Genomic DNA, 19,051 nt, shown 5'->3' on the forward strand with positions numbered 1-19,051 from the left:
GCTGACTTCACTGTCGCAAGAAGTTGCCGAAATTATCAGCAACTGTTTTCAGCCGTGACCGTACGAGTGCCCCGACGCCCGGTCAACCCTCCGGACGTCCCTCCCGACCCCTCAATGCAAGTTGTTACGAAAGGGCTTGCGGGACCCTGTTGGGCGGCTGCGCCGTGGAGCCCCGGACCACCAGCTCCGGCTGGAAGACGAACTCCGTGCGCTGCACGGGGTTCCCCTCGATCTCCTCCAGGAGCGCGCCGACAGCCGCCGTCGCCATCGCCTGTACCGGCTGGCGCACGGTGGACAGCGGCGGGCTGGTGAAGGCGATGAGCGGCGAGTCGTCGAAGCCGACGACGGAGACGTCCCCCGGCACGTCGAGGCCCTTGGCGCGGACCGCCCGGATCACGCCGAGGGCCATCAGGTCGGAGGCGCAGACGATGCCCGTGCACCCCTCGCGCAGCAGGATGTCGGCCGCCGCGTGCCCGCCCTCGACGCCGAAGAGCGTGGGCCTGATGAACCGTTCGGCCTCGGCCCGCTCGATGCCGAGGAGCTCGTACAGCTCGGCGGTGAACCCCTCGGCCTTGCGGCGCGACGGGACGTACCGGGTGGGGCCGATGGCGAGCCCGATCCGTTCGTGACCCAGCTCGACCAGGTGCCGTACGGCCATGCGGGCCGCGGCCCGGTCGTCCGGGGAGACGAAGTTGGCGTCGATGTTCTCGTTGTAGCCGTTGATGAGGACGTACGGCACGCCCCGGGCGGTCAGCCGGGCGTAGCGCGCCGGGTCGGCGGAGGCGTCCGCGTGCAGCCCGGAGAGGAAGACGATGCCGGCCACCCCGCGCTCCACGAGCTGATCGACGAGCTCGTCCTCGGTGGCGCCGCCGGGCATCTGCGTACAGAGCACCGGGGTGTAGCCGTAGCCGGCGAGGACCTGTTCGACGACCTGCGCGAAGGCCGGGAAGATCGGGTTGGTCAGCTCGGGCACGACGAGCCCGACGAGGCCCGCGCTGCGGCGTTTGAGCCGTACGGGACGCTCGTAGCCGAGCACGTCGAGCGCGGCGAGCACCTTGTGCCGGGTCGCGCCGGCCACCCCCGCCTTGCCGTTGAGGACGCGACTGACGGTGGCCTCGCTGACGCCTGACTGGGCCGCGATGTCCGCGAGCCGCGGAGCGCCGTTCCCGGCGCTCCGCGGCAGGGGGATCGTCACACCGCCCACCAGACGGTGGTGTCCGCGGGGAGTTCGATCTCGTCGTCGACGATCCGGACCTCCCCGCTGGAGAGGAGGAACCGGCCGGGCAGCGGGACGGAGATGGCCCGGCCGGTGGTGTTGGCGGTGCAGACGAAACCGTCGCGCCGGAAGGCGAGGACGCCCTCGGGCGCCTCCAGCCACGCGATCTCTTCGCCCGCACCGAGTTCGGGACGCTCGCGGCGCACGGCGAGCGCGCTGCGGTACAGCTCCAGGGTGGAACCGGGGTCGCCGGTCTGCGCCTCGACGCTCAGCGCACCCCACTCGGCGGGCTGCGGCAGCCAGGAGCCGCCGTCGCCGAAGCCGTACGAGGAGCCCTCGGCGGCCCACGGGATCGGCACCCGGCAGCCGTCGCGGAAGCCGTCCTGGCCGCTGGCCCGCCAGAAGGACGGGTCCTGACGGACCTCGTCGGGCAGGTCGGTGACGTCCGGCAGGCCGAGCTCCTCGCCCTGGTAGACGTAGGCCGAGCCGGGCAGGGCCAGCATCAGGAGGGTCGCGGCCCGGGCCCGGCGCAGGCCGAGCTCGCGGTCGCCGGCCTCGCGCAGCTGCGTGCCGAGGCCCGCCGGGTTGGCGAAGCGGGTGGAGTGCCGGGTGACGTCGTGGTTGGAGAGCACCCAGGTGGCGGGGGCGCCGACCGGGCGCATCGCGGCGAGCGATTCGTCGATGACGCGGCGCAGCTCGGTGGCGTCCCAGTGGGTGCCCAGGTACTGGAAGTTGAAGGCCTGGTGCATCTCGTCGGGGCGCACGTAGTTCGCGGTGCGGTCGACGGTCGGGGTCCACGCCTCGGCGACGAGGACGCGCTCGCCGTCGTACTCGGAGAGCACCTGCCGCCAGGAGCGGTAGATCTCGTGGACGCCGTCCTGGTCGAAGAAGGGCATGACGTCGTTGCCGAGCAGCTTCAGCTGGTCGTGGGCGCCGATGTCGGGCAGGCCCTCGGCCTTGACGAGGCCGTGGGCGACGTCGACACGGAAGCCGTCGACGCCCATGTCGAGCCAGAAGCGCAGGATGGAGCGGAACTCGTCGCGTACGGCCGGGTGTTCCCAGTTGAAGTCGGGCTGCTCCGGGGCGAAGAGGTGGAGGTACCACTCGCCGGGGGTTCCGTCGGCGTCCTCGGTACGGGTCCACGCGGGGCCGCCGAAGATGGACTCCCAGTCGTTGGGCGGCAGTTCACCGTTCTCGCCCTTGCCGGGGCGGAAGTGGTAGCGCTCGCGCAGCGGCGACCCGGGGCCCTCGCGCAGCGCCCGCTGGAACCACTCGTGCTGGTCGGAGGAGTGGTTGGGGACGAGGTCGACGATGATCCGGAGCCCCAGTTCGTGGGCCTCCCGGATCAGGGCGTCGGCGTCGAGGAGGGAGCCGAACATCGGGTCGATGGCCCGGTAGTCGGCGACGTCGTATCCGGCGTCGGCCTGCGGCGAGGCGTAGAACGGGGAGAGCCAGACGGCGTCGACACCGAGTTCCTTGAGGTACGGCAGCCGGCTGCGGACACCCTCCAGGTCACCCATGCCGTCGCCGTTGCCGTCGGCGAAGCTGCGCGGGTAGACCTGGTAGATCACGGCGTCTCTCCACCAGCCCGTGTGCGTGCCGGTGGTGGGGACGTCGGCCGGGGTGGCGAGATGCTGGGTCATGTCTTCCCTGTGAGGTAAGGAGGGGTGTACGGAGACGGTGATCGGGCCGGGCGTGTCCGGCGGGTCGGGGCCGGACAGGCCGCGGGACACACCTAGCCCTTGACGGCACCGGCGGACATGCCGGTGACCAGGTGTCGCTGGGCGAGGAGGAACACCAGGGCGGCGGGGACGGCGATGAGCACGGAGGCCGCGGCCATCGGGCCCCACTGGGCGCCGTACTGGTTGACGAACTTCTGGAGTCCGCCGGCGAGCGTGAGGTTCTCGTCGCCGACCATGAAGGCGGAGGCGTAGGCGACCTCGCCCCAGGCGGTGATGAAGGAGTAGAAGGCGGTGACCGCGATGCCCGGCTTGGCGAGCGGCAGGATGAGCCGCCAGAAGGTGCCGAACGGGGTGAGGCCGTCGACGTGGCCGGACTCGTCGATCTCGCGCGGGATGGTGTCGAAGAAGCCCTTCATCATCCAGGCGCAGAACGGGACGGCGATGGTCAGGTAGGTGATGACCAGGCCGGCCGGCTCGTTGAGGAGGCCCATCGACGACATGATGTTGTAGATCGGCACGATGAGGACGGCGACCGGGAACATCTGCGTGATGAGCAGGGTCCACATCAGTCCGCGCTTGCCGGGGAAGCGGAAGCGGCTGACGGCGTAGCCCGTGGTGGCGGCGATGAAGACGCCGACGACGGTGGTGAGGGCGGCGACGAGCAGCGAGTTGCCGAACCAGGTGAGGAACGGGGTGTCCCGCAGCAGGTTCGTGTAGTTCTCGAGCGTCGTCTCCTTGAAGAAGTCCGTGGTGATCGCGTACTTGGCGGGCTTGAGGGAGGTCAGGAGTACCCACAGCACCGGGAAGACGGCGATCACGGCGGCCACGATCAGCGTGACGTGCAGGGCGACCGAGGCGAGCGGCGAGCGGCGGCCGCGCAGCGGGGGGTTGGTCACGGCCTGGGGGTTGGGGGTCGTGGTGGTCACCAGACTTCTCCCTGCTTGCGGAGGACTCGCCGGTAGACCGCGGCGAAGAGCATCAGGAGGACCAGGATGAGGACGCCCCAGGTGGACGACTGGGCGAAGTCGCGCGGACTGACCTCGAAGGAGAACTTGTAGGCCTGGGTGACGAGGATCTGGGTGGCCTCGCCGGGCCCGCCCCGGGTGAGCAGGAAGATCACCGGGAACATGTTGAAGGTCCAGATGGTGGAGAGCAGGATCACCGTCGTCGAGACCGAGCGGAGCCCGGGCATGGTGATGTGCCGGAAGCGCTGCCAGGCGTTGGCGCCGTCCATCTCGGCGGCCTCGTACATCTCGCCGGGGATGGACTGGAGCCCGCCGAGGAGGGCGACCATCATGAACGGGACGCCGAGCCAGACGTTGGTCGCGATGACGGAGACCTTGGCCCACATCGGGTCGTTGAGCCACGGCACGGCGTCTATGCCGCCGCCGGCGAGGACCTTGTTGAGCAGGCCGTTGTCCTGGTTGTAGAGGAAGCGCCAGGCGAAGACGGAGACGAAGCCGGGCACGGCCCAGGGCAGGATCAGCAGCAGCCGGTAGAAGGAGCGGCCGGCGATCTTGCGGTTGAGGATGTTGGCGAGGCCGAGACCGAGGGCGAAGGTCAGCGCGACGCAGGACACCGTCCACACCAGGGTCCAGCCCAGGGTGGAGAGGAACTGGCCGCCGGTGAGGGCGTCGGCGTAGTTGTCCAGGCCGACGAACTCGTAGGTGGCCGGGATCTCGTTGACGCCGATGGACCGCGCGACGTTCCGCTCGTTGGCGTCGGTCAGCGACAGGTAGATGCCGCGGATCAGCGGGTAGCCGATGATCACGGCGATCACGACGGTCACCGGGGCGACCATCGCCCAGGCGTACCAGTGGGTGGAGAGTGAGCGCTTCGCAGCGCGCCGGGACTTACCAGTTCCGCGGCTCCGGCCGCGGGCGACACTGTCGCCCGCGGCCTTCGCCACCGACTGGCTGGGGGTGTCCACAGCCATCAGCCGGCCTGCCTTCCTTCTTCTTCCTGCGTCTTCCTGCGTTTTCCTGCTACTTCCAGTCCTTCAGGAGCTTGCGGTAGGCGTCACCCGTCGTCTTGGCACCCTTTTCCGGGGTGGTCTGACCGGTGAGGACCTTGGTGTACTCGGTGACGAGCGGCGCGAAGAGGCTGCCGGTCTCCGGAATCCAGGGGCGCTCGACGGCCTTGTCGACGACCGGCTTGAAGAACGTGATCATCTCGTTGGTCGCGACGTCCGGCTTGATGTAGACGGACTCACGGGTCGGGAGGAGGCTGAGCTCCTTCGCGACGGTCGCCTGGGTCTCGGCCGAGGTCATGTACTCGGCGAAGGCGTAGGAGGCGTCGAGGTTCTTGGAGCCCGCGTAGACGGCGAGGTTGTGACCGCCCTGCGGGGCGCCCTGGCCGGCGGAACCGGCCGGGACCGGGGCGATGCCCAGGTTGGCCTTGTCCGCGAACTCCTTGCCGGCGTAGGTGTCGGCGACGGCCCACGGGCCGTTGATCATCATGGCGACCTTGCCTTCCTTGAAGGCGGTCTGCATGTTGTTCCAGCCGTCGGTCGCGTCGGTCTTGGCCGCGCCGGAGTCGACGAGGTCCTTGACGACCTTGAAGCCCTTCACGCCGGCCTCGTTGTCGACGGTGACCGTCTTGTTCTCGGCGTCGACGAGGTTGCCGCCCTCGCCGTACAGGAAGGAGAGGAACCAGTACGCGTCGTCGCCGCGCAGGTACAGGCCGGTCTTGCCGGTCTTCTGCTTGATCTTGGCGGAGACGCTCTTGAGCTCGTCGATGGTCTTGGGGACCTCGACGCCGGCCTCCTTGAAGATCTTCTTGTTGTAGAAGATGCCCATGGAGTCGATGACCTGCGGGACGCCGTAGGTCTTGCCCTTGTACTGGGTGGAGGCCGAGGCCTGCTTCAGGAAGTCGTCCGCGTCCTTGAGGGCCGGGGTGCCGTCGAGGGGGGCGAGGTAGCCGAGGTCCGCGAACTCGGGGGTCCAGGCGACCTCGGAGCGGATGACGTCGGGGGCGCCGGAGCCGGACTGCGCCGCGTTCTTGAACTTGTTCTGCGCCTCACCGAAGGGCACGTTCACGTACTTGACCGTGACCTTGGGGTGCTTCTTCTTGAAGTCCTCGGCGACCTTCTTGAAGACCTTGTCCTCGGAGCCGACCGTGGAGGTGTCCCACCAGGTCACGGTGCCGGAGAGCTCGCCGGAGCCCTTCGAGCCACCACCGTTGGAACCGCTGTCGCTACCGCACGCCGCCAGGGTCACGCCCAGGGCCGCGACCAGCGCGGTGGTCGCTATGCCACGCCGCATGTGAACTCCTTCAGTGATCCCGGGGAGACGAGGGGCTGGAACCTTCCTCATTGCGACCGCTCCCTCGCGGCGCTCCGGGTTGGCAGGAACGTAACAGGGATGAAAACGAGCCGAAAGAGCTTGCGTGAAATTTCTGCAAGACCGGGGGATCGTTACATCCGCGTGTCCCGAAGGTTGCCGAAGGGTCGGTTGACAGGGGCCGGAGCAGGCCTCTTCGGGACAGAACGGCCCCAGAGGGACTCGGGAGTCCCACGTAAACCCCCTCGCAAGCCCTGCAAGACCTTGCGACGTGCCTCAAAATCTTGCGCGGCACCTTGCGGCGCCCTTGCGGAACCACCTGGAGGGGCTCCGAAGTGCGTTCGGTGGGCAATACGCGCTGTGACCGGTACAGTCCATCCTCATGACCGCGCGGCTTGCCGACATCGCAGCCCAGGCGGGGGTCAGTGAAGCCACAGTCAGCCGCGTGCTCAACGGCAAGCCCGGTGTGGCCACCGCCACCCGTGAATCCGTGCTTGCCGCACTCGACGTGCTCGGCTACGAGCGCCCCGTACGACTGCGTCAACGCAGCGCGGGACTCGTCGGCCTCATCACCCCCGAACTGGACAACCCGATCTTCCCCGCGCTCGCGCAGGTCATCGGGCAGGCCCTGACCCGGCAGGGGTACACGCCGGTCCTCGCCACCCAGACCCCCGGCGGGTCCACCGAGGACGAGCTCACCGACATGCTGGTGGAGCGGGGGGTGGCCGGCATCATCTTCGTCTCCGGACTGCACGCCGACACCACCGCCGACATGACGCGCTACGACCAGCTGCGCGGCAAGGGCGTCCCGTACGTCCTCCTCAACGGCTTCTCCCCCAAGGTCCAGGCGCCCTTCGTGTCGCCCGACGACCGGGCGGCGATGCGGCTCGCGGTGACGCACCTCACGGCGCTCGGCCACACCCGGATCGGGCTCGCCGTCGGCCCCAAGCGCTTCGTCCCGGTGCTCCGCAAGATCGAGGGCTTCCAGAAGGGCATGGAGGAGCGGCTCGGCCTCGGCCCCGAGGAGTCCGAGGCCCTGATCCAGCACTCCCTCTACACCCTGGAGGGCGGTCAGGCGGCTGCCGGGGCGCTGATCTCCCGCGGCTGCACGGCCGTCGTGTGCGCGAGCGACATGATGGCGCTCGGCGCGATCCGCGCGGCCCGTCAGCAGGGGCTCGACGTGCCCCGTGACGTCTCCGTCGTCGGCTTCGACGACTCTCCGCTCATAGCGTTCACGGATCCGCCGCTGACCACCATCCGCCAGCCCGTGCAGGCGATGGGGCAGGCCGCGGTCCGTGCGCTGCTCGAAGAGGTCGGGGGCACCCCGGCCCCGCATTCCGAGTTCGTCTTCATGCCTGAGCTGGTCGTTCGCGGTTCCACCGCGTCGGCTCCCGTCCCCCTCCCGAGGGAGACGCCTCCTTCTTGAGGGGGAGCGGGTGCGCGCGGTACCCGACCGAGGGATGATCGGTCGGGGGGACGGGATCTGGCAAACTCTCTGCCTATGGGTGAAACGACCGTGAAGAGTTTGGACGACCGGACGACCCCGTCGTCACCCATCGTGGCCGACGGCAGGTGGTCGCGCCTCCGTGCGCGCGCGCCGCGGCGGCCCACGATCTGGTTCGAGATCCTGCTCATCGCGGTGAGCTACTGGACGTACTCGCTCATCCGCAACGCGGTGCCGGAGCAGAAGGCCCAGGCGTTCAAGAACGCGGACTGGATCTGGCAGACCGAGCAGTCCCTCGGCCTCGCCTTCGAGCACGCCGTCAACCACGCCGTGAACTCGGTGACCTGGTTGATCGTCTCGATGAACTACTACTACGCCACGCTGCACTTCATCGTGACCATCGGTGTGCTCGTGTGGCTGTACCGATGGCACCCGGGCCGTTACGCGGCGTTCCGTACGGTCCTGTTCGCCACCACCGCGGTGGCCCTGGTCGGTTACTACCTGTACCCGCTCGCGCCGCCGCGGCTCATGACCAGCCAGAACTTCATCGACACGGTCCTCGTCCACGAGACCTGGGGCTCGATGGCCTCGGGCAACCTCAAGCACGTGTCGAACCAGTACGCGGCGATGCCGTCGATGCACATCGGCTGGTCCCTCTGGTGCGGCGTGACGATCTTCCTGCTGGCCAAGGCGCCCTGGGCGAAGATCCTGGGCCTGCTCTACCCGACGGTCACCCTCGTCGTGATCGTCGCGACCGCCAACCACTTCTGGCTGGACGCGGTCGGCGGCATGATCTGCCTGGCCTTCGGCTTCCTCGTCTCGTACTTCTGGTACGGCTCCCGGCCGCACCGGCTGCCCAAGCTGGTGGACCCGGCCGTGACCGTGGCCCGGGGCGGTCCGCGCCCCTCGCCTGAGGACGCGGACAAGGCGGACGCCGAGCGCCCGGTCGGCTCCACCAGGTAGACCAGCCGGTCGGGGGCGGGGCCCGCCCGGCCTCGCCCGCCGGGGCGAGGCCTACGCCCCGTAGAACAGCTCCTCGACGACGGCCCTGGCCCGGCGGGTGATGCGGCGGTAGTCGTCGACCAGCTCCCCGGCGTGACCGGGGCCGTACCCCAGGTACCGTCCCACCGCCGCGAGCTCGCGCGGATCCGAGGGGAAGGTGTCACCGGCCCGGCCACGGACCAGCATCACCGCGTTGCGGACGCGGGTGGCGAGCACCCAGGCCTCGTCCAGGATCTGCGCCTCGTCCGCCGGGATGAGGTCCGCCGCGTGCGCGGCGGCGAGCGCCTCGCGGGTACGGGTCGTCCGCAGCCCCGGTTCCACCCAGCCGTGCCGCATCTGGAGGAGCTGGATCGTCCACTCGACGTCGCTCAGGCCGCCGCGCCCCAGCTTGGCGTGGAGCGTCGGGTCGGCGCCGCGCGGCAGCCGTTCCGACTCCATGCGGGCCTTGAGCCGGCGGATCTCGCGGACCGCGTCCTCGCCCAGACCCTCGGCGGGATAGCGCAGCGGGTCGACGAGTTCGATGAACCGGTCCGCCAGCTCCCGATCGCCCGCCATGGGCTCGGCGCGGAGCAGGGCCTGGCTCTCCCAGACGAGCGACCAGCGGCGGTAGTAGGCCTCGTACGACTTCAGGGTGCGGACCAGGGGGCCGCTCTTGCCCTCCGGCCTGAGGTCCGCGTCGATCAGCAGCGGCGGGTCGGCCGTCGGCAGCTGGAGGAGTCGACGCATCTCGGCGACGACCTGGTTCGCGGCCCTCGACGCCTCCTGGTCGTCGACGCCCTCGCGCGGCTCGTGGACGAACAGCACGTCGGCGTCGGAGCCGTACCCCAGCTCGTGTCCGCCGAAGCGGCCCACGCCGATGACCGCGAAGCGGGTCGGGAGCGTGTCGCCCCACCCGGCGCGCACGACGGCCCGCAGGGCGCCGGCGATCGTCGCCGCGTTGAGGTCGGTGACGGCCTCCCCCACCCGGTCGACCAGCGCGCCGGGGTCGGGCTCGCGGGGGTTGTCCTCGGTGCCGTACGAGCCGATGAGATCGGCCGCGGCGGTACGGAACAGCTCCCTGCGGCGCACCCCGCGGGCCGCCGCGACGGCCTGCTCGGCGTCGTCCGCGCGGCCCACCGCCGCCAGGACCTCCTGCTCCAGGTGGTCCCGGCCGCGCGGCTTCAGCCCCTCCGGGTCGCCGAGGATCGCGACCGCCTCGGGGGCGCGGAGCAGCAGGTCGGGGGCGAGGCGTCCGGCGGAGAGCACCCGGGCGAGGTTCTCGGCGGCGGCGCCCTCGTCGCGGAGGAGGCGGAGGTACCAGGGGGTCTTGCCGAGCGCGTCCGAGACCTTGCGGAAGCCGAGGAGGCCGGCGTCCGGGTCGGCCGAGTCGGCGAACCAGCCGAGCAGCACCGGGAGCAGCGTCCGCTGGATCGCGGCCTTGCGGCTCACCCCGGCGGAGAGCGCCTCCAGGTGGCGCAGGGCGGCGACGGGGTCCTGGTAGCCGAGGGCTTCGAGGCGCTGGCCGGCCGCCTTCGGGCTGAGCCGGATCTCACCGGGCGCGAGCTGGGCGACCGCGTCGAGCAGCGGCCGGTAGAAGAGCTTCTCGTGCAGCCGGCGGACGACGGCGGCGTGCCGCTTCCACTCCTTGTTGAGCGCGGTGACCGGGTCGGTGCGCAGGCCGAGGGAACGGCCGAGGCGGCGCAGGTCGGCCTCGTCCTCGGGGACGAGGTGGGTGCGGCGCAGCCGGTACAGCTGGATGCGGTGCTCCATGGCGCGCAGGAAGCGGTACGCGTCGTCGAGCTGGGCCGCGTCGGCCCGGCCGACGTAGCCGCCGGCGGCGAGGGCGGCGAGCGCGTCCAGCGTCGTACCGCTGTGCAGGCCGGCGTCGCTGCGCCCGTGCACGAGCTGGAGGAGCTGGACGGCGAACTCGACGTCCCGCAGTCCGCCGGGGCCGAGCTTGAGCTCGCGCTCGACCTGGGCGGCGGGGATGTTGTCGACGACCCGGCGGCGCATCTTCTGCACGTCGGGGACGAAGTTCTCGCGCTCCGCGGCCTGCCAGACGAGCGGCGAGACGGCGTCGATGTACTGCGCGCCGAGTTCCGGGTCGCCCGCGACCGCGCGCGCCTTCAGGAGGGCCTGGAACTCCCAGGTCTTCGCCCAGCGCTGGTAGTAGGCGAGGTGGGAGGAGAGGGTGCGGACGAGGGGGCCGTTGCGGCCCTCGGGGCGGAGGTTGGCGTCGACCGGCCAGATCGTGCCCTCGATGTTGGTCTCGGAGCAGATCCGCATGAGGTGCGAGGCGAGCCGGGTCGCCGCCTGGAGCGCCTTCCCCTCGTCGGCGCCCTCGACGGGTTCGCCGACGAAGATCACGTCCACGTCGGAGACGTAGTTGAGCTCGTGGCCGCCGCACTTGCCCATCGCGATCACGGCGAGCCGGCACTGGGCGGCGTCGGCGGGCTCGGAGGTACGGGCGATGGCGAGGGCGGCGCGCAGGGTCGCCGTCGCCAGGTCGGCGAGCTCGGCGGCGGTCTGGGCCACGTCGGTGGTGCCGCACACGTCACGGGCCGCTATGGCGAGCAGGCAGCGGCGGTAGGCGACCCGCAGCGAGACGGCGTCGGTGGCCTCGGCGAGCCCCCGCTCGAACTCGGCGACCCCGGGGTGCAGGTCCGCCGCCTCGTACGTGACGAGGGTCTCCCAGTCGCGATGGTGCCGGGCCAGGTGGTCGGCGAGCGCCTCGGAGGCGCCGAGCACCCCGAGGAGCCGGTCCCGGAAGGGCTTGGCGGAGAGGAGGGTGGCGGTGAGGGTCTGCCGCTCGGTCTCCGGCTGGGCCTCGACCAGGCGGACCAGGCCGCGGAGGGCGAGGTCCGGGTCGGCGGTGGCGCCGAGGGCGTCGAGGAGGACGGCGTCGTCGCGGAGGGTGGCGAGCTCGGGCACGTCGAGCAGCCGCTCGGCTCCCGAGGGATCGGTGAACCCGTGCCGCAGCAGTCGTGAGAACGTACTGCTCCTGCGTCCCGGCACCGTCATCCGACCGCTCCCTCCAGGCTGGTCCACCCCGGGCCTCCCAGAGCCGGACCAGGGAGATCGAGCCTATCCGGAGTGCGGGGCGCGGGTGTTCAGGCCTTCGGATCGAAGCGGATCACACGTGATGTCTCGCACATTGATCCCTTTTCGGGGCCGATAAACCGTATTTCTTGAAAGTCCGTCTTGTTGTCCGTGCCCTCGCACGCCCGTCCGTCCGCCCGCACGGCCCGTCCGTCCTTCTCCTGACCTCCGTCCGTCGTCCCTCCGTGAAAGCGCGCCCTCACCGATGCCCGTCCGTCTTCCCCGCCGCCCCGCCGCCCCCTCCCGCCGCAGGGTCGTCTCGACGGCGGTGACGGCCGTCCTGGTCGGCGGCACCTTCGCCGGGCTGCTGTCGGTGACGACGGCGCCACAGGCCCCGGCGGCGACTCCGGTGCGGAAGCCGGCGCCCTCGGGGACGCCGTCGAAGGCGCCCGCGGTCGAGCCGCCGAGCGCCGACGCCCCCGGGGCGTCCGTGGTGCAGATCGTGGCGCACCCGGACGACGACCTGTTCTTCATGAACCCGGACATCTCCCAGTCCATACGCTCCGGCGACCCCCTGACCTCCGTCTACCTCACCTCCGGCGAGTCGGACGGCGTCAACGCCCGCCCGCGCGACGCCGCGGGCGCCGAGCCCGACAAGGCGGGGTACGCCGAGGCCCGGCAGAACGGCATCCGCGCCGCGTACGCCGAGATGGCCACCGGCAGCCGCACCAGCCCCTGGGACCGGGTCGCGATCCCCACGGCGGGCGGCGCGACCGCCGAGATGGACACCTTGCGGGCGAAGCCCCAGGTGAAGCTGGTGTGGCTGCAGATACGCGAGGCCGGGTCGACCACCGGCGACCGCCCCGAGAGCCTGAACGGCCTGTGGCACGGCCGGATCTCCGCGCTCGCCTCCCAGCGCGCCGCCGGCACCCCGGTCGCGGCGGACTTCACGTACACCAAGGACCAGGTCGTCGCGACGGTCGCCGGGCTCCTGGAGCGCTTCCGGCCGACCTTCGTACGGATGCAGGACCCGACCCCCGGCACGTACCCGGACACGGGACACGTCCGGGACCATCAGGACCACCTGTACGGGGCGCGGTTCACCCAGGCCGCGCTCGCCCGGTACGCGGCCGTCCCCGGACACCCGCACGTCGGCGTGCAGAACTACCTCGGGTACCCGACCAGCGTCCTGCCGCACACGCTCGACCCCGAGACGGCGGACGCGAAGCTGAAGACCCTCAAGACGTACGCGTGGCTGGACGGGGTCAACGACTGCGGGACCGCCGCGGGCTGCGGCGACCTGAAGGTGGCCGCACGGCCCGCCGGCCGGGGCTGGACGCAGACCGTCCGGTACGCCCGGGGCACCTCCACCTCCTGGGTACAGCGCGACCGCGACGGCGGGCTGCACGCCTTCTCCGTCCTCGACGGGCGCCTCGCGACCTGGCGGCAGGCGCCGGGCTCGACGGCCTGGCGGGGGCCGGTGCTGCTGCCCGGCGGCGGCCTGGACAGCGGCGTCACCTCCGCCCTCCTCCCGGACGGCCGGATCGCGGTCTTCGGCACCCGGACGACGCTCGACGGCGGCCCCTCGGCCTACCGGCGCGAGGTGGTGAGCACCGAGCAGTCGGCGACGGACGGCTCCTTCGGTCCGTGGCGCTCGCTCGGCACGCCCGAGCGGGACGACGCCGGGGGCACCTCCGACATCAGCGCGCCCGCCGTGACCGTCGGCCTCGACGGGCGCGCGACGCTGGTCCTGCGGGACAGCGCGCACCGGCTCGCGGCGCGCGAGCAGCGGGCGGACGGCGACTGGGGGCCGTGGCGGACGCTGGGCGGCGCGGACGTGTACGGCGACCCGGTGGCGGCGACGGACGCGACGGGCCGCGGGTACGTCTTCGCGAGCACCCCGGACACCGTTCTGGCGTGGGCGGCGCAGCGTCCCGGCGGCCCGCTGACGGGTCCGGAGCGGACGGGGCTGCCGCCGACGACGCTGGCGCTGAGCGCGAGCCCGGCGCCGGGCGGCGAGGGCGTACGGCTCTGGTTCCGCAAGCCGGCCTCGGGCGACCTGCGGAACGTCGACTTCTCGGGCTCGGGTCTGGTCTCGCCGATGCGGGAGCTGGCCGGCGGTGTGGCGGGCTTCGGCCCGGTGAGCGGACCGGCCGGCGGGTCCGGCGGCGGTTCGGCGGGCGGGTCCACGGGCGCGTCCACGGGCAGGTCTGCGGACAGGTCCACGGGCAGGTCCGCGGGCAGGTCCGCGGACAGTGCCTCGGCCGGCGGCGAGGGCCTGCTCGCGGTCCGCTCCCGTACCGGCGTCCTGGCGACGGCCCCACTGGGGCGGGGCGGGACGCGACCGGTGTGGACCCTGGAGAGCTTCCTCTTCTCCGGAGCGCCGGACGCGGGCACGGACGGGGTCGCGGCGATCGGGCTGGACGGCCGACTGCACTGGACGCCCGCGCACCGATGAGTTCGGCCCGGAATGGCGGTTCGAGGTGCGGGACGGGGTGTTCGTAGGCGACGGTGGTACGGCCCTGGTGTTCGCGGTCGCGCCCCGTACGGTCTTCGGCTTCGCCACGGGCGAGCCGTCCGGCCGGACCCACCGGCGTTCCCGAGGACCCTGAGGAGTACGTGTGAACTGGACACTGGAAGTCGTCCCCGTCCCCGTCACCGACATGGACCGGGCCAAGAAGTTCTACGGCGAGAAGTGCGGCTTCACGATCGACCTGGACAGCGAGGTGGCGCCGGGCGTGCGGATCATCCAGGCGACCCCGCCCGGCTCACGCTGTTCGGTCGCCCTGCTGAGCGGCATGCCGCCGATGCCTGGCACGAAGGAGATGGCCCCCGGCACCCTGCACGGCCTCCAGGTCTGCGTCACGGACATCGAGGCGGCCAGGACGGAGCTGGTCGACCGGGGGGTCGACGTCTCGCCCGTGATGCACGTCGGCGCGACGGGCTGGGAGGACGGGAAGGGCGACACCTGGAACTCGTTCATGACCTTCGAGGATCCGGACGGCAACGGCTGGGTGGTCCAGGAGGCCCCGTCGGAGCTGTCGGAACGCTGAGGGCGGCCACGGCCTCCGGCGTCCAGTGCCCGGCCGCGCCGGGGCAGCCGGCGAGATAGGCGGCGACCTCGGCGGGCCGCCAGGCCCCGGCCCCGTACAGCCCGGCGGCCACCTGCCGGAGGTACGCGGCGGACGGCGGCCGCAGCCCACCGGCACCGCCCTCCTCCGGCATCGGCCACGGCGCGGTGAACGTGAGCACCGGCAGACCGTCGATGTCGCCGTCGTCGAGGACACCGGGGCAGACGAGGGTCTCGTACCGCCCCGGCCCGAACGAGCAGCGCCCGGTGGCGAGCGCCTCGGCCGGATCGAGGTCATCGCCCGGCTCGCGGTACATCTCCTGCGCGGCGATGTCGGAGAACTGCCCGACGGTCAGCAGATGCGCGACGCCCCAGGCGGTGCCGTCCGCGGCCGGGTCGTAGAAGGCCCGGCCGCCGCCCCACACGGGCGACTCGGTCGCGAAGTACACCCGCCCGGGCAGCACGAGCGCCACCGACCGCTCGGGCGCACGCGGGTCCCGGCACCCGGGGAACTCCCGCGCGGCCCCGGGCGGCCGGCCGCCGGCGAGGTAGTACCCGAGGCGCTCGGCACGGGTGTTGGTCCCGTAGGCGGCGTACCAGACACGAGGGGATTCTCCCGACATACCGTCAGACGGTAGCGGTCAGAACCCCAGGAAGTTCAGAACCCGAGGAAGAAGTGGACGAGCTGCTCGTCCTCCGCGACGCGCCGCATCCCCGCGGCCTCCATCACGCGGTGGGAGGCCGGGTTGTCGAGGTTGGCGTCCCCCTTCAGGCCCTCGGCGCCGGCCTGCCGGGCCAGCTCGACGAGGGCGCGCAGGGCCTCGGAGGCGTACCCCTTCCCGCGTGCCACGGGCACGAGCCCGTACCCGACCGTCGCGACGCCCAGCTCGTCCGGCGGCCCGTGGAACCCGATCCCGCCGACGGCGGCGCCACTGTCCAGGAGCCGTATCTGGTAGGCACCGAACACGCCGGGATCGCCCCGCTCCGCCCACCCCCGCAGGAACCCGGTCACCGCGATGACGTCCCCACGCTCGGGGTACCCCTCGCCCCACCGGTCCCCCGGCTCGGCCTCCCCGGCGGCGATGCGCTCGGCCTCGCCCACGCTCAACGGATGCAACAGGAGCCGCTCGGTGGCGACGGAGGGGATCTTCACGGAGGCAGTGTGAGTGGCCCTTTGCCCCCCGGGCAACACATTTCCGACGGGTCGTTCCTCGACCCACGCGTCGCACGCCCTCTAGAGACGGAGGAGCCACCAGACGCCTCCTGCGATGAGGAGCACGGATACCGACACGGCCGCCGGCCAGAGGAATCCGGTGCGTCGCCGTCCCGTCGTCCCGGCGGAGGCCGAGCCTCCGGGGGACTGCGGCCAGGGCGCGTCCGCCCCCGGGCTCCCACCGACGCTCTCGCCCACGGGCCCACCCACGAGCGGTCCCGAGGGCGGGCCCAGGGGCTGCTCGGCCCTTTCGACGTCGGGGGGCTCCCCGGCCTCCCATTCGCCCGAGGTCTCCGGGTCGCCGACGCCCTGCCGGGCGCGTCGCAGGACACCGTAGCCTTCGCGGCGCCAACGGATCCCGGTGACGTCCGTGAACTCTACGGCGAGATCGCGCAGCCGGTCGGAGTGCTCGTCCCGGATCTGCGTGGGTGGCAGAGGGGCGGTGCCCTCGCCGGTGCCGAGAAGGGTCCATGCGCCGATCACCTCACCGCGGAAGGACACACGCACGTCCCGGACCGGCTGGTTGGACCCGTTCCGAATCACGGCCTTCGGGACGACCCAGCTGTCGTGCAGAGATGACGGCAGGAGCGCGATATGCGCGCTGATCAGGGAGGCCTGATGCCGCTCTCGTTGTCGCTGGGCGCTCTGTTCCCGCTCGTGCAGCAGCCGCTCCTGCTCCCGATCGCGCTGGAACCTCCGCAGTTCCTCCGCGCGGAGAGCGGACTCCTGTCTCCCCTCCCGGACCTTCTGCCGGTGAGCCGCGTAGCTCAGGGTCAATCCCACCAGGCCGGTCAGGAGGCTGAAGACGGCGACAAGGTTCTGCACCATGCCCCGACTCTGGTCGACCGGACCGCGTCATGTCAGCGCGCAACACCGGACCGGAGGCAGGCCGCCTCGGAAGTCACCCCTGCCACCGCGTGGACGACATGTACGCGGGCCCCGGTTCGACGTCGGACGGCCCGCAGACGGCCCAGGGCGTGTCCGACAGATCGCGGGTGAGACGACTCAGGGCCGGCGGCTGAGTGCCGTCGGCCCTGATCGTGGTTTCCGGGCCTTGACCGCTCCGAGCTGGGGTTACAGCACCGGGAGGTTCTTGCGGAGCTCGAAGGCGGTGACCTCGCTCCGGTACTCCTCCCACTCCTGCTTCTTGTTGCGGAGGAAGAAGTCGAAGACGTGCTCGCCGAGGGTCTCCGCGACCAGTTCGCTCTTCTCCATCAGGGCGATCGCCTCGCCCAGGTTCTGCGGGAGCGGCTCGATGCCCATCGCGCGGCGTTCCGCGTCGGAGAGGGCCCAGACGTCGTCGTCGGCGCCCGCCGGGAGTTCGTAGCCTTCCTCGATGCCCTTGAGGCCGGCCGCGAGGAGGACCGCGTACGTCAGGTAGGGGTTGGCGCCCGAGTCGATGGAGCGGACCTCGACGCGGGACGAGCCCGTCTTGCCCGGCTTGTACATGGGGACGCGGATGAGGGCCGAGCGGTTGTTGTGGCCCCAGCAGATGTACGAGGGGGCCTCGCCGCCCGAGCCGGCCGTGCGGGAGGAGCCGCCCCAGATGCGCTTGTAGGAGTTGACCCACTGGTTGGTGACGGCGGAGATCTCGCCCGCGTGCTTCAGGAGGCCCGCGATGAAGGAGCGGCCCACCTTGGAGAGCTGGTACTCGGCGCCCGACTCGTAGAAGGCGTTCCGGTCGCCCTCGAACAGGGACAGATGGGTGTGCATGCCCGAGCCGGGGTAGTCGGAGAACGGCTTCGGCATGAAGGTGGCCTGGACGCCCTGTTCGAGCGCGACCTGCTTCATGACCAGGCGGAAGGTCATGATGTTGTCCGCCGTGGAGAGGGCGTCCGCGTAGCGGAGGTCGATCTCCTGCTGGCCCGGCGCGCCCTCGTGGTGGGAGAACTCCACCGAGATGCCCATCGATTCGAGCATCGTGATCGCCTGGCGGCGGAAGTCCATGCCGACGTTCTGCGGGGTGTGGTCGAAGTAGCCCGAGTTGTCGGCCGGGGTGGGCCGCGTGCCGTCGAGCGGCTTGTCCTTGAGGAGGAAGAACTCGATCTCGGGGTGGGTGTAGAAGGTGAAGCCGAGATCGGAGGTCTTGGCCAGCGCCCGCTTGAGGACGTAGCGCGGGTCCGCGAAGGACGGCGAGCCGTCCGGCATCAGGATGTCGCAGAACATCCGGGCCGTGCCCGGGGCCTCGGCGCGCCACGGCAGGATCTGGAAGGTTCCCGGGTCCGGCTTGGCGATCATGTCCGATTCGTATACGCGGGCGAAACCCTCGATCGCCGAGCCGTCGAAGCCGATGCCCTCGTCGAAGGCCTGCTCAAGCTCGGCGGGCGCCACGGCCACCGACTTGAGGAAGCCCAGTACGTCGGTGAACCACAGGCGCACGAAGCGGATGTCGCGCTCCTCAAGCGTACGGAGCACAAATTCCTGCTGCTTGTCCATTTCCACACCCATCCTCGCTGGTCAGGCCGCCTGCTCCCACCGCCTCCGATGCATCGGGGGGCACCTGAGCATCCCACCACATGGTTTCGCGCACGTTGCACACCCATAGTGCCTGCTCGGGTGTGACGCAGGTAACGCGAGGAGGGCGATTCGGAGGGCGGGGGGACGGCTAGGGCCTGTCCGGCGGTACCAAGTGGTACCCCGTTCGGCCCACGGACGGCCCGCGCCCACTACGATCTGCGCCCATGGGGGCCACGCGGCTCGTACGCCTGTTCCGACACGCGCGTCCCATGGCACTGGTGAGTGCCGTGGCGACGCTCCTCGCCGCGCTCTTCGTCTGTCTGGGTGCCGGGCCCGGGCCCGACGCCCATCACGAGGCCGGTCCGGAGCCGCACACCGTGCGGGCTACGGCCGTCGTGGGCGAGTACATCTGTCCGTACGACCGTGGCGGCTGCTCCCTCGTCCCCTCCCTCTCCCCCGCGGTGCTCAGCGCGCCCCCGCTCGATCCGCCGCTGCAGGCGGAGGGCCGGCTCCCGCGCCTCGACCCGCCCTCCGGCGACGGTCCCGCGTACCGCTCGGGTGTCCGGCCGCGCGCGCCCGACCTGCACGTCCTTCAAGTTCTCCGGACATAGCGGCGGCGGGCCCTCCCGCCCTCGCGTGTCCCGCTCCGAACTCCACCCCCATCCCTG

General features: G+C 71.4%; 15 protein-coding genes. 5 read left to right on the forward strand and 10 right to left on the reverse strand.

The window, feature by feature from the left end; translation table 11 throughout:
- Nucleotides 1-124: 124 nt before the first annotated feature.
- The 5 genes from OG580_RS09750 to OG580_RS09770 all read right to left on the reverse strand — a co-directional run bounded on the left by OG580_RS09750 (nucleotide 125) and on the right by OG580_RS09770 (nucleotide 6,161).
- Nucleotides 125-1,204 carry a LacI family DNA-binding transcriptional regulator gene (locus tag OG580_RS09750; protein ID WP_267043249.1) on the reverse strand — a complete coding sequence of 360 codons (1,080 nt, stop codon included), beginning with the start codon at nucleotides 1,202-1,204 and terminating at the stop codon, nucleotides 125-127.
- Nucleotides 1,192-2,859: a glycoside hydrolase family 13 protein gene (locus OG580_RS09755; RefSeq protein WP_267043250.1), complete on the reverse strand. Its 1,668-nt coding sequence runs from the start codon at nucleotides 2,857-2,859 to the stop codon at nucleotides 1,192-1,194. The genes OG580_RS09750 and OG580_RS09755 overlap by 13 nt, the downstream gene beginning before the upstream one ends.
- A 92-nt stretch (nucleotides 2,860-2,951) precedes the next feature.
- Nucleotides 2,952-3,824, reverse strand: a complete 873-nt coding sequence (locus OG580_RS09760) for a sugar ABC transporter permease (RefSeq protein WP_267043251.1) — start codon at nucleotides 3,822-3,824, stop codon at nucleotides 2,952-2,954.
- On the reverse strand, nucleotides 3,821-4,834 hold the full coding sequence (locus OG580_RS09765; protein WP_267043252.1) for a carbohydrate ABC transporter permease: 1,014 nt from the start codon (nucleotides 4,832-4,834) through the stop codon (nucleotides 3,821-3,823). Before OG580_RS09765 ends, OG580_RS09760 begins: the two co-directional genes overlap by 4 nt.
- Before the next feature lie 49 nt (nucleotides 4,835-4,883).
- A complete protein-coding gene (locus OG580_RS09770) occupies nucleotides 4,884-6,161 on the reverse strand; it encodes an extracellular solute-binding protein (RefSeq protein ID WP_267043253.1) in 1,278 nt (425 codons plus the stop codon).
- A 400-nt stretch (nucleotides 6,162-6,561) separates the two neighbouring features.
- Here OG580_RS09770 and OG580_RS09775 point away from each other — a divergent pair, with 400 nt between their 5' ends.
- Nucleotides 6,562-7,605 (forward strand): LacI family DNA-binding transcriptional regulator, encoded by a 1,044-nt coding sequence (locus tag OG580_RS09775; RefSeq protein ID WP_267043254.1) that lies wholly within the window; start codon nucleotides 6,562-6,564, stop codon nucleotides 7,603-7,605.
- A 75-nt stretch (nucleotides 7,606-7,680) separates the two neighbouring features.
- Entirely contained in the window at nucleotides 7,681-8,586 is a 906-nt protein-coding gene (locus OG580_RS09780; protein WP_267043255.1) for a phosphatase PAP2 family protein, read from the forward strand.
- 51 nt (nucleotides 8,587-8,637) lie between these two features.
- Here OG580_RS09780 and OG580_RS09785 read toward each other — a convergent pair whose 3' ends face one another.
- Nucleotides 8,638-11,625 (reverse strand): bifunctional [glutamine synthetase] adenylyltransferase/[glutamine synthetase]-adenylyl-L-tyrosine phosphorylase, encoded by a 2,988-nt coding sequence (locus OG580_RS09785; RefSeq protein WP_267043256.1) that lies wholly within the window; start codon nucleotides 11,623-11,625, stop codon nucleotides 8,638-8,640.
- Nucleotides 11,626-11,908: 283 nt separating this feature from the next.
- On the opposite strand from OG580_RS09785, the gene OG580_RS09790 reads away from it, so the two are divergent.
- Together OG580_RS09790 and OG580_RS09795 are read left to right on the forward strand one after the other, a co-directional pair.
- A complete protein-coding gene (locus OG580_RS09790) occupies nucleotides 11,909-14,101 on the forward strand; it encodes a PIG-L family deacetylase (protein ID WP_267043257.1) in 2,193 nt (730 codons plus the stop codon).
- A gap of 163 nt (nucleotides 14,102-14,264) precedes the next feature.
- Nucleotides 14,265-14,696 (forward strand): VOC family protein, encoded by a 432-nt coding sequence (locus OG580_RS09795; RefSeq protein ID WP_267043258.1) that lies wholly within the window; start codon nucleotides 14,265-14,267, stop codon nucleotides 14,694-14,696.
- Here the strand turns inward: OG580_RS09795 and OG580_RS09800 are convergent.
- The 4 genes from OG580_RS09800 to OG580_RS09815 form a co-directional block, all read right to left on the reverse strand.
- Complete coding sequence (locus tag OG580_RS09800) at nucleotides 14,623-15,336, reverse strand: histone deacetylase (RefSeq protein ID WP_267043259.1); 714 nt, start codon at nucleotides 15,334-15,336, stop codon at nucleotides 14,623-14,625. The two genes, OG580_RS09795 and OG580_RS09800, sit on opposite strands and share 74 nt — an antisense overlap.
- A 35-nt stretch (nucleotides 15,337-15,371) precedes the next feature.
- Entirely contained in the window at nucleotides 15,372-15,866 is a 495-nt protein-coding gene (locus OG580_RS09805) for a GNAT family N-acetyltransferase (RefSeq protein ID WP_267043260.1), read from the reverse strand.
- 81 nt (nucleotides 15,867-15,947) lie between these two features.
- Nucleotides 15,948-16,754, reverse strand: a complete 807-nt coding sequence (locus OG580_RS09810; protein WP_267043261.1) for a hypothetical protein — start codon at nucleotides 16,752-16,754, stop codon at nucleotides 15,948-15,950.
- Nucleotides 16,755-17,000: 246 nt separating this feature from the next.
- On the reverse strand, nucleotides 17,001-18,362 hold the full coding sequence (locus OG580_RS09815; RefSeq protein ID WP_015033133.1) for a glutamine synthetase family protein: 1,362 nt from the start codon (nucleotides 18,360-18,362) through the stop codon (nucleotides 17,001-17,003).
- 290 nt (nucleotides 18,363-18,652) lie between these two features.
- Here OG580_RS09815 and OG580_RS09820 point away from each other — a divergent pair, with 290 nt between their 5' ends.
- A complete protein-coding gene (locus OG580_RS09820) occupies nucleotides 18,653-18,994 on the forward strand; it encodes a hypothetical protein (RefSeq protein ID WP_267043262.1) in 342 nt (113 codons plus the stop codon).
- The last annotated feature ends 57 nt before the right edge of the window (nucleotides 18,995-19,051 follow it).

It is taken from the genome of Streptomyces sp. NBC_00094 (genome assembly GCF_026343125.1).
In the GTDB taxonomy this organism is placed as follows: domain Bacteria; phylum Actinomycetota; class Actinomycetes; order Streptomycetales; family Streptomycetaceae; genus Streptomyces.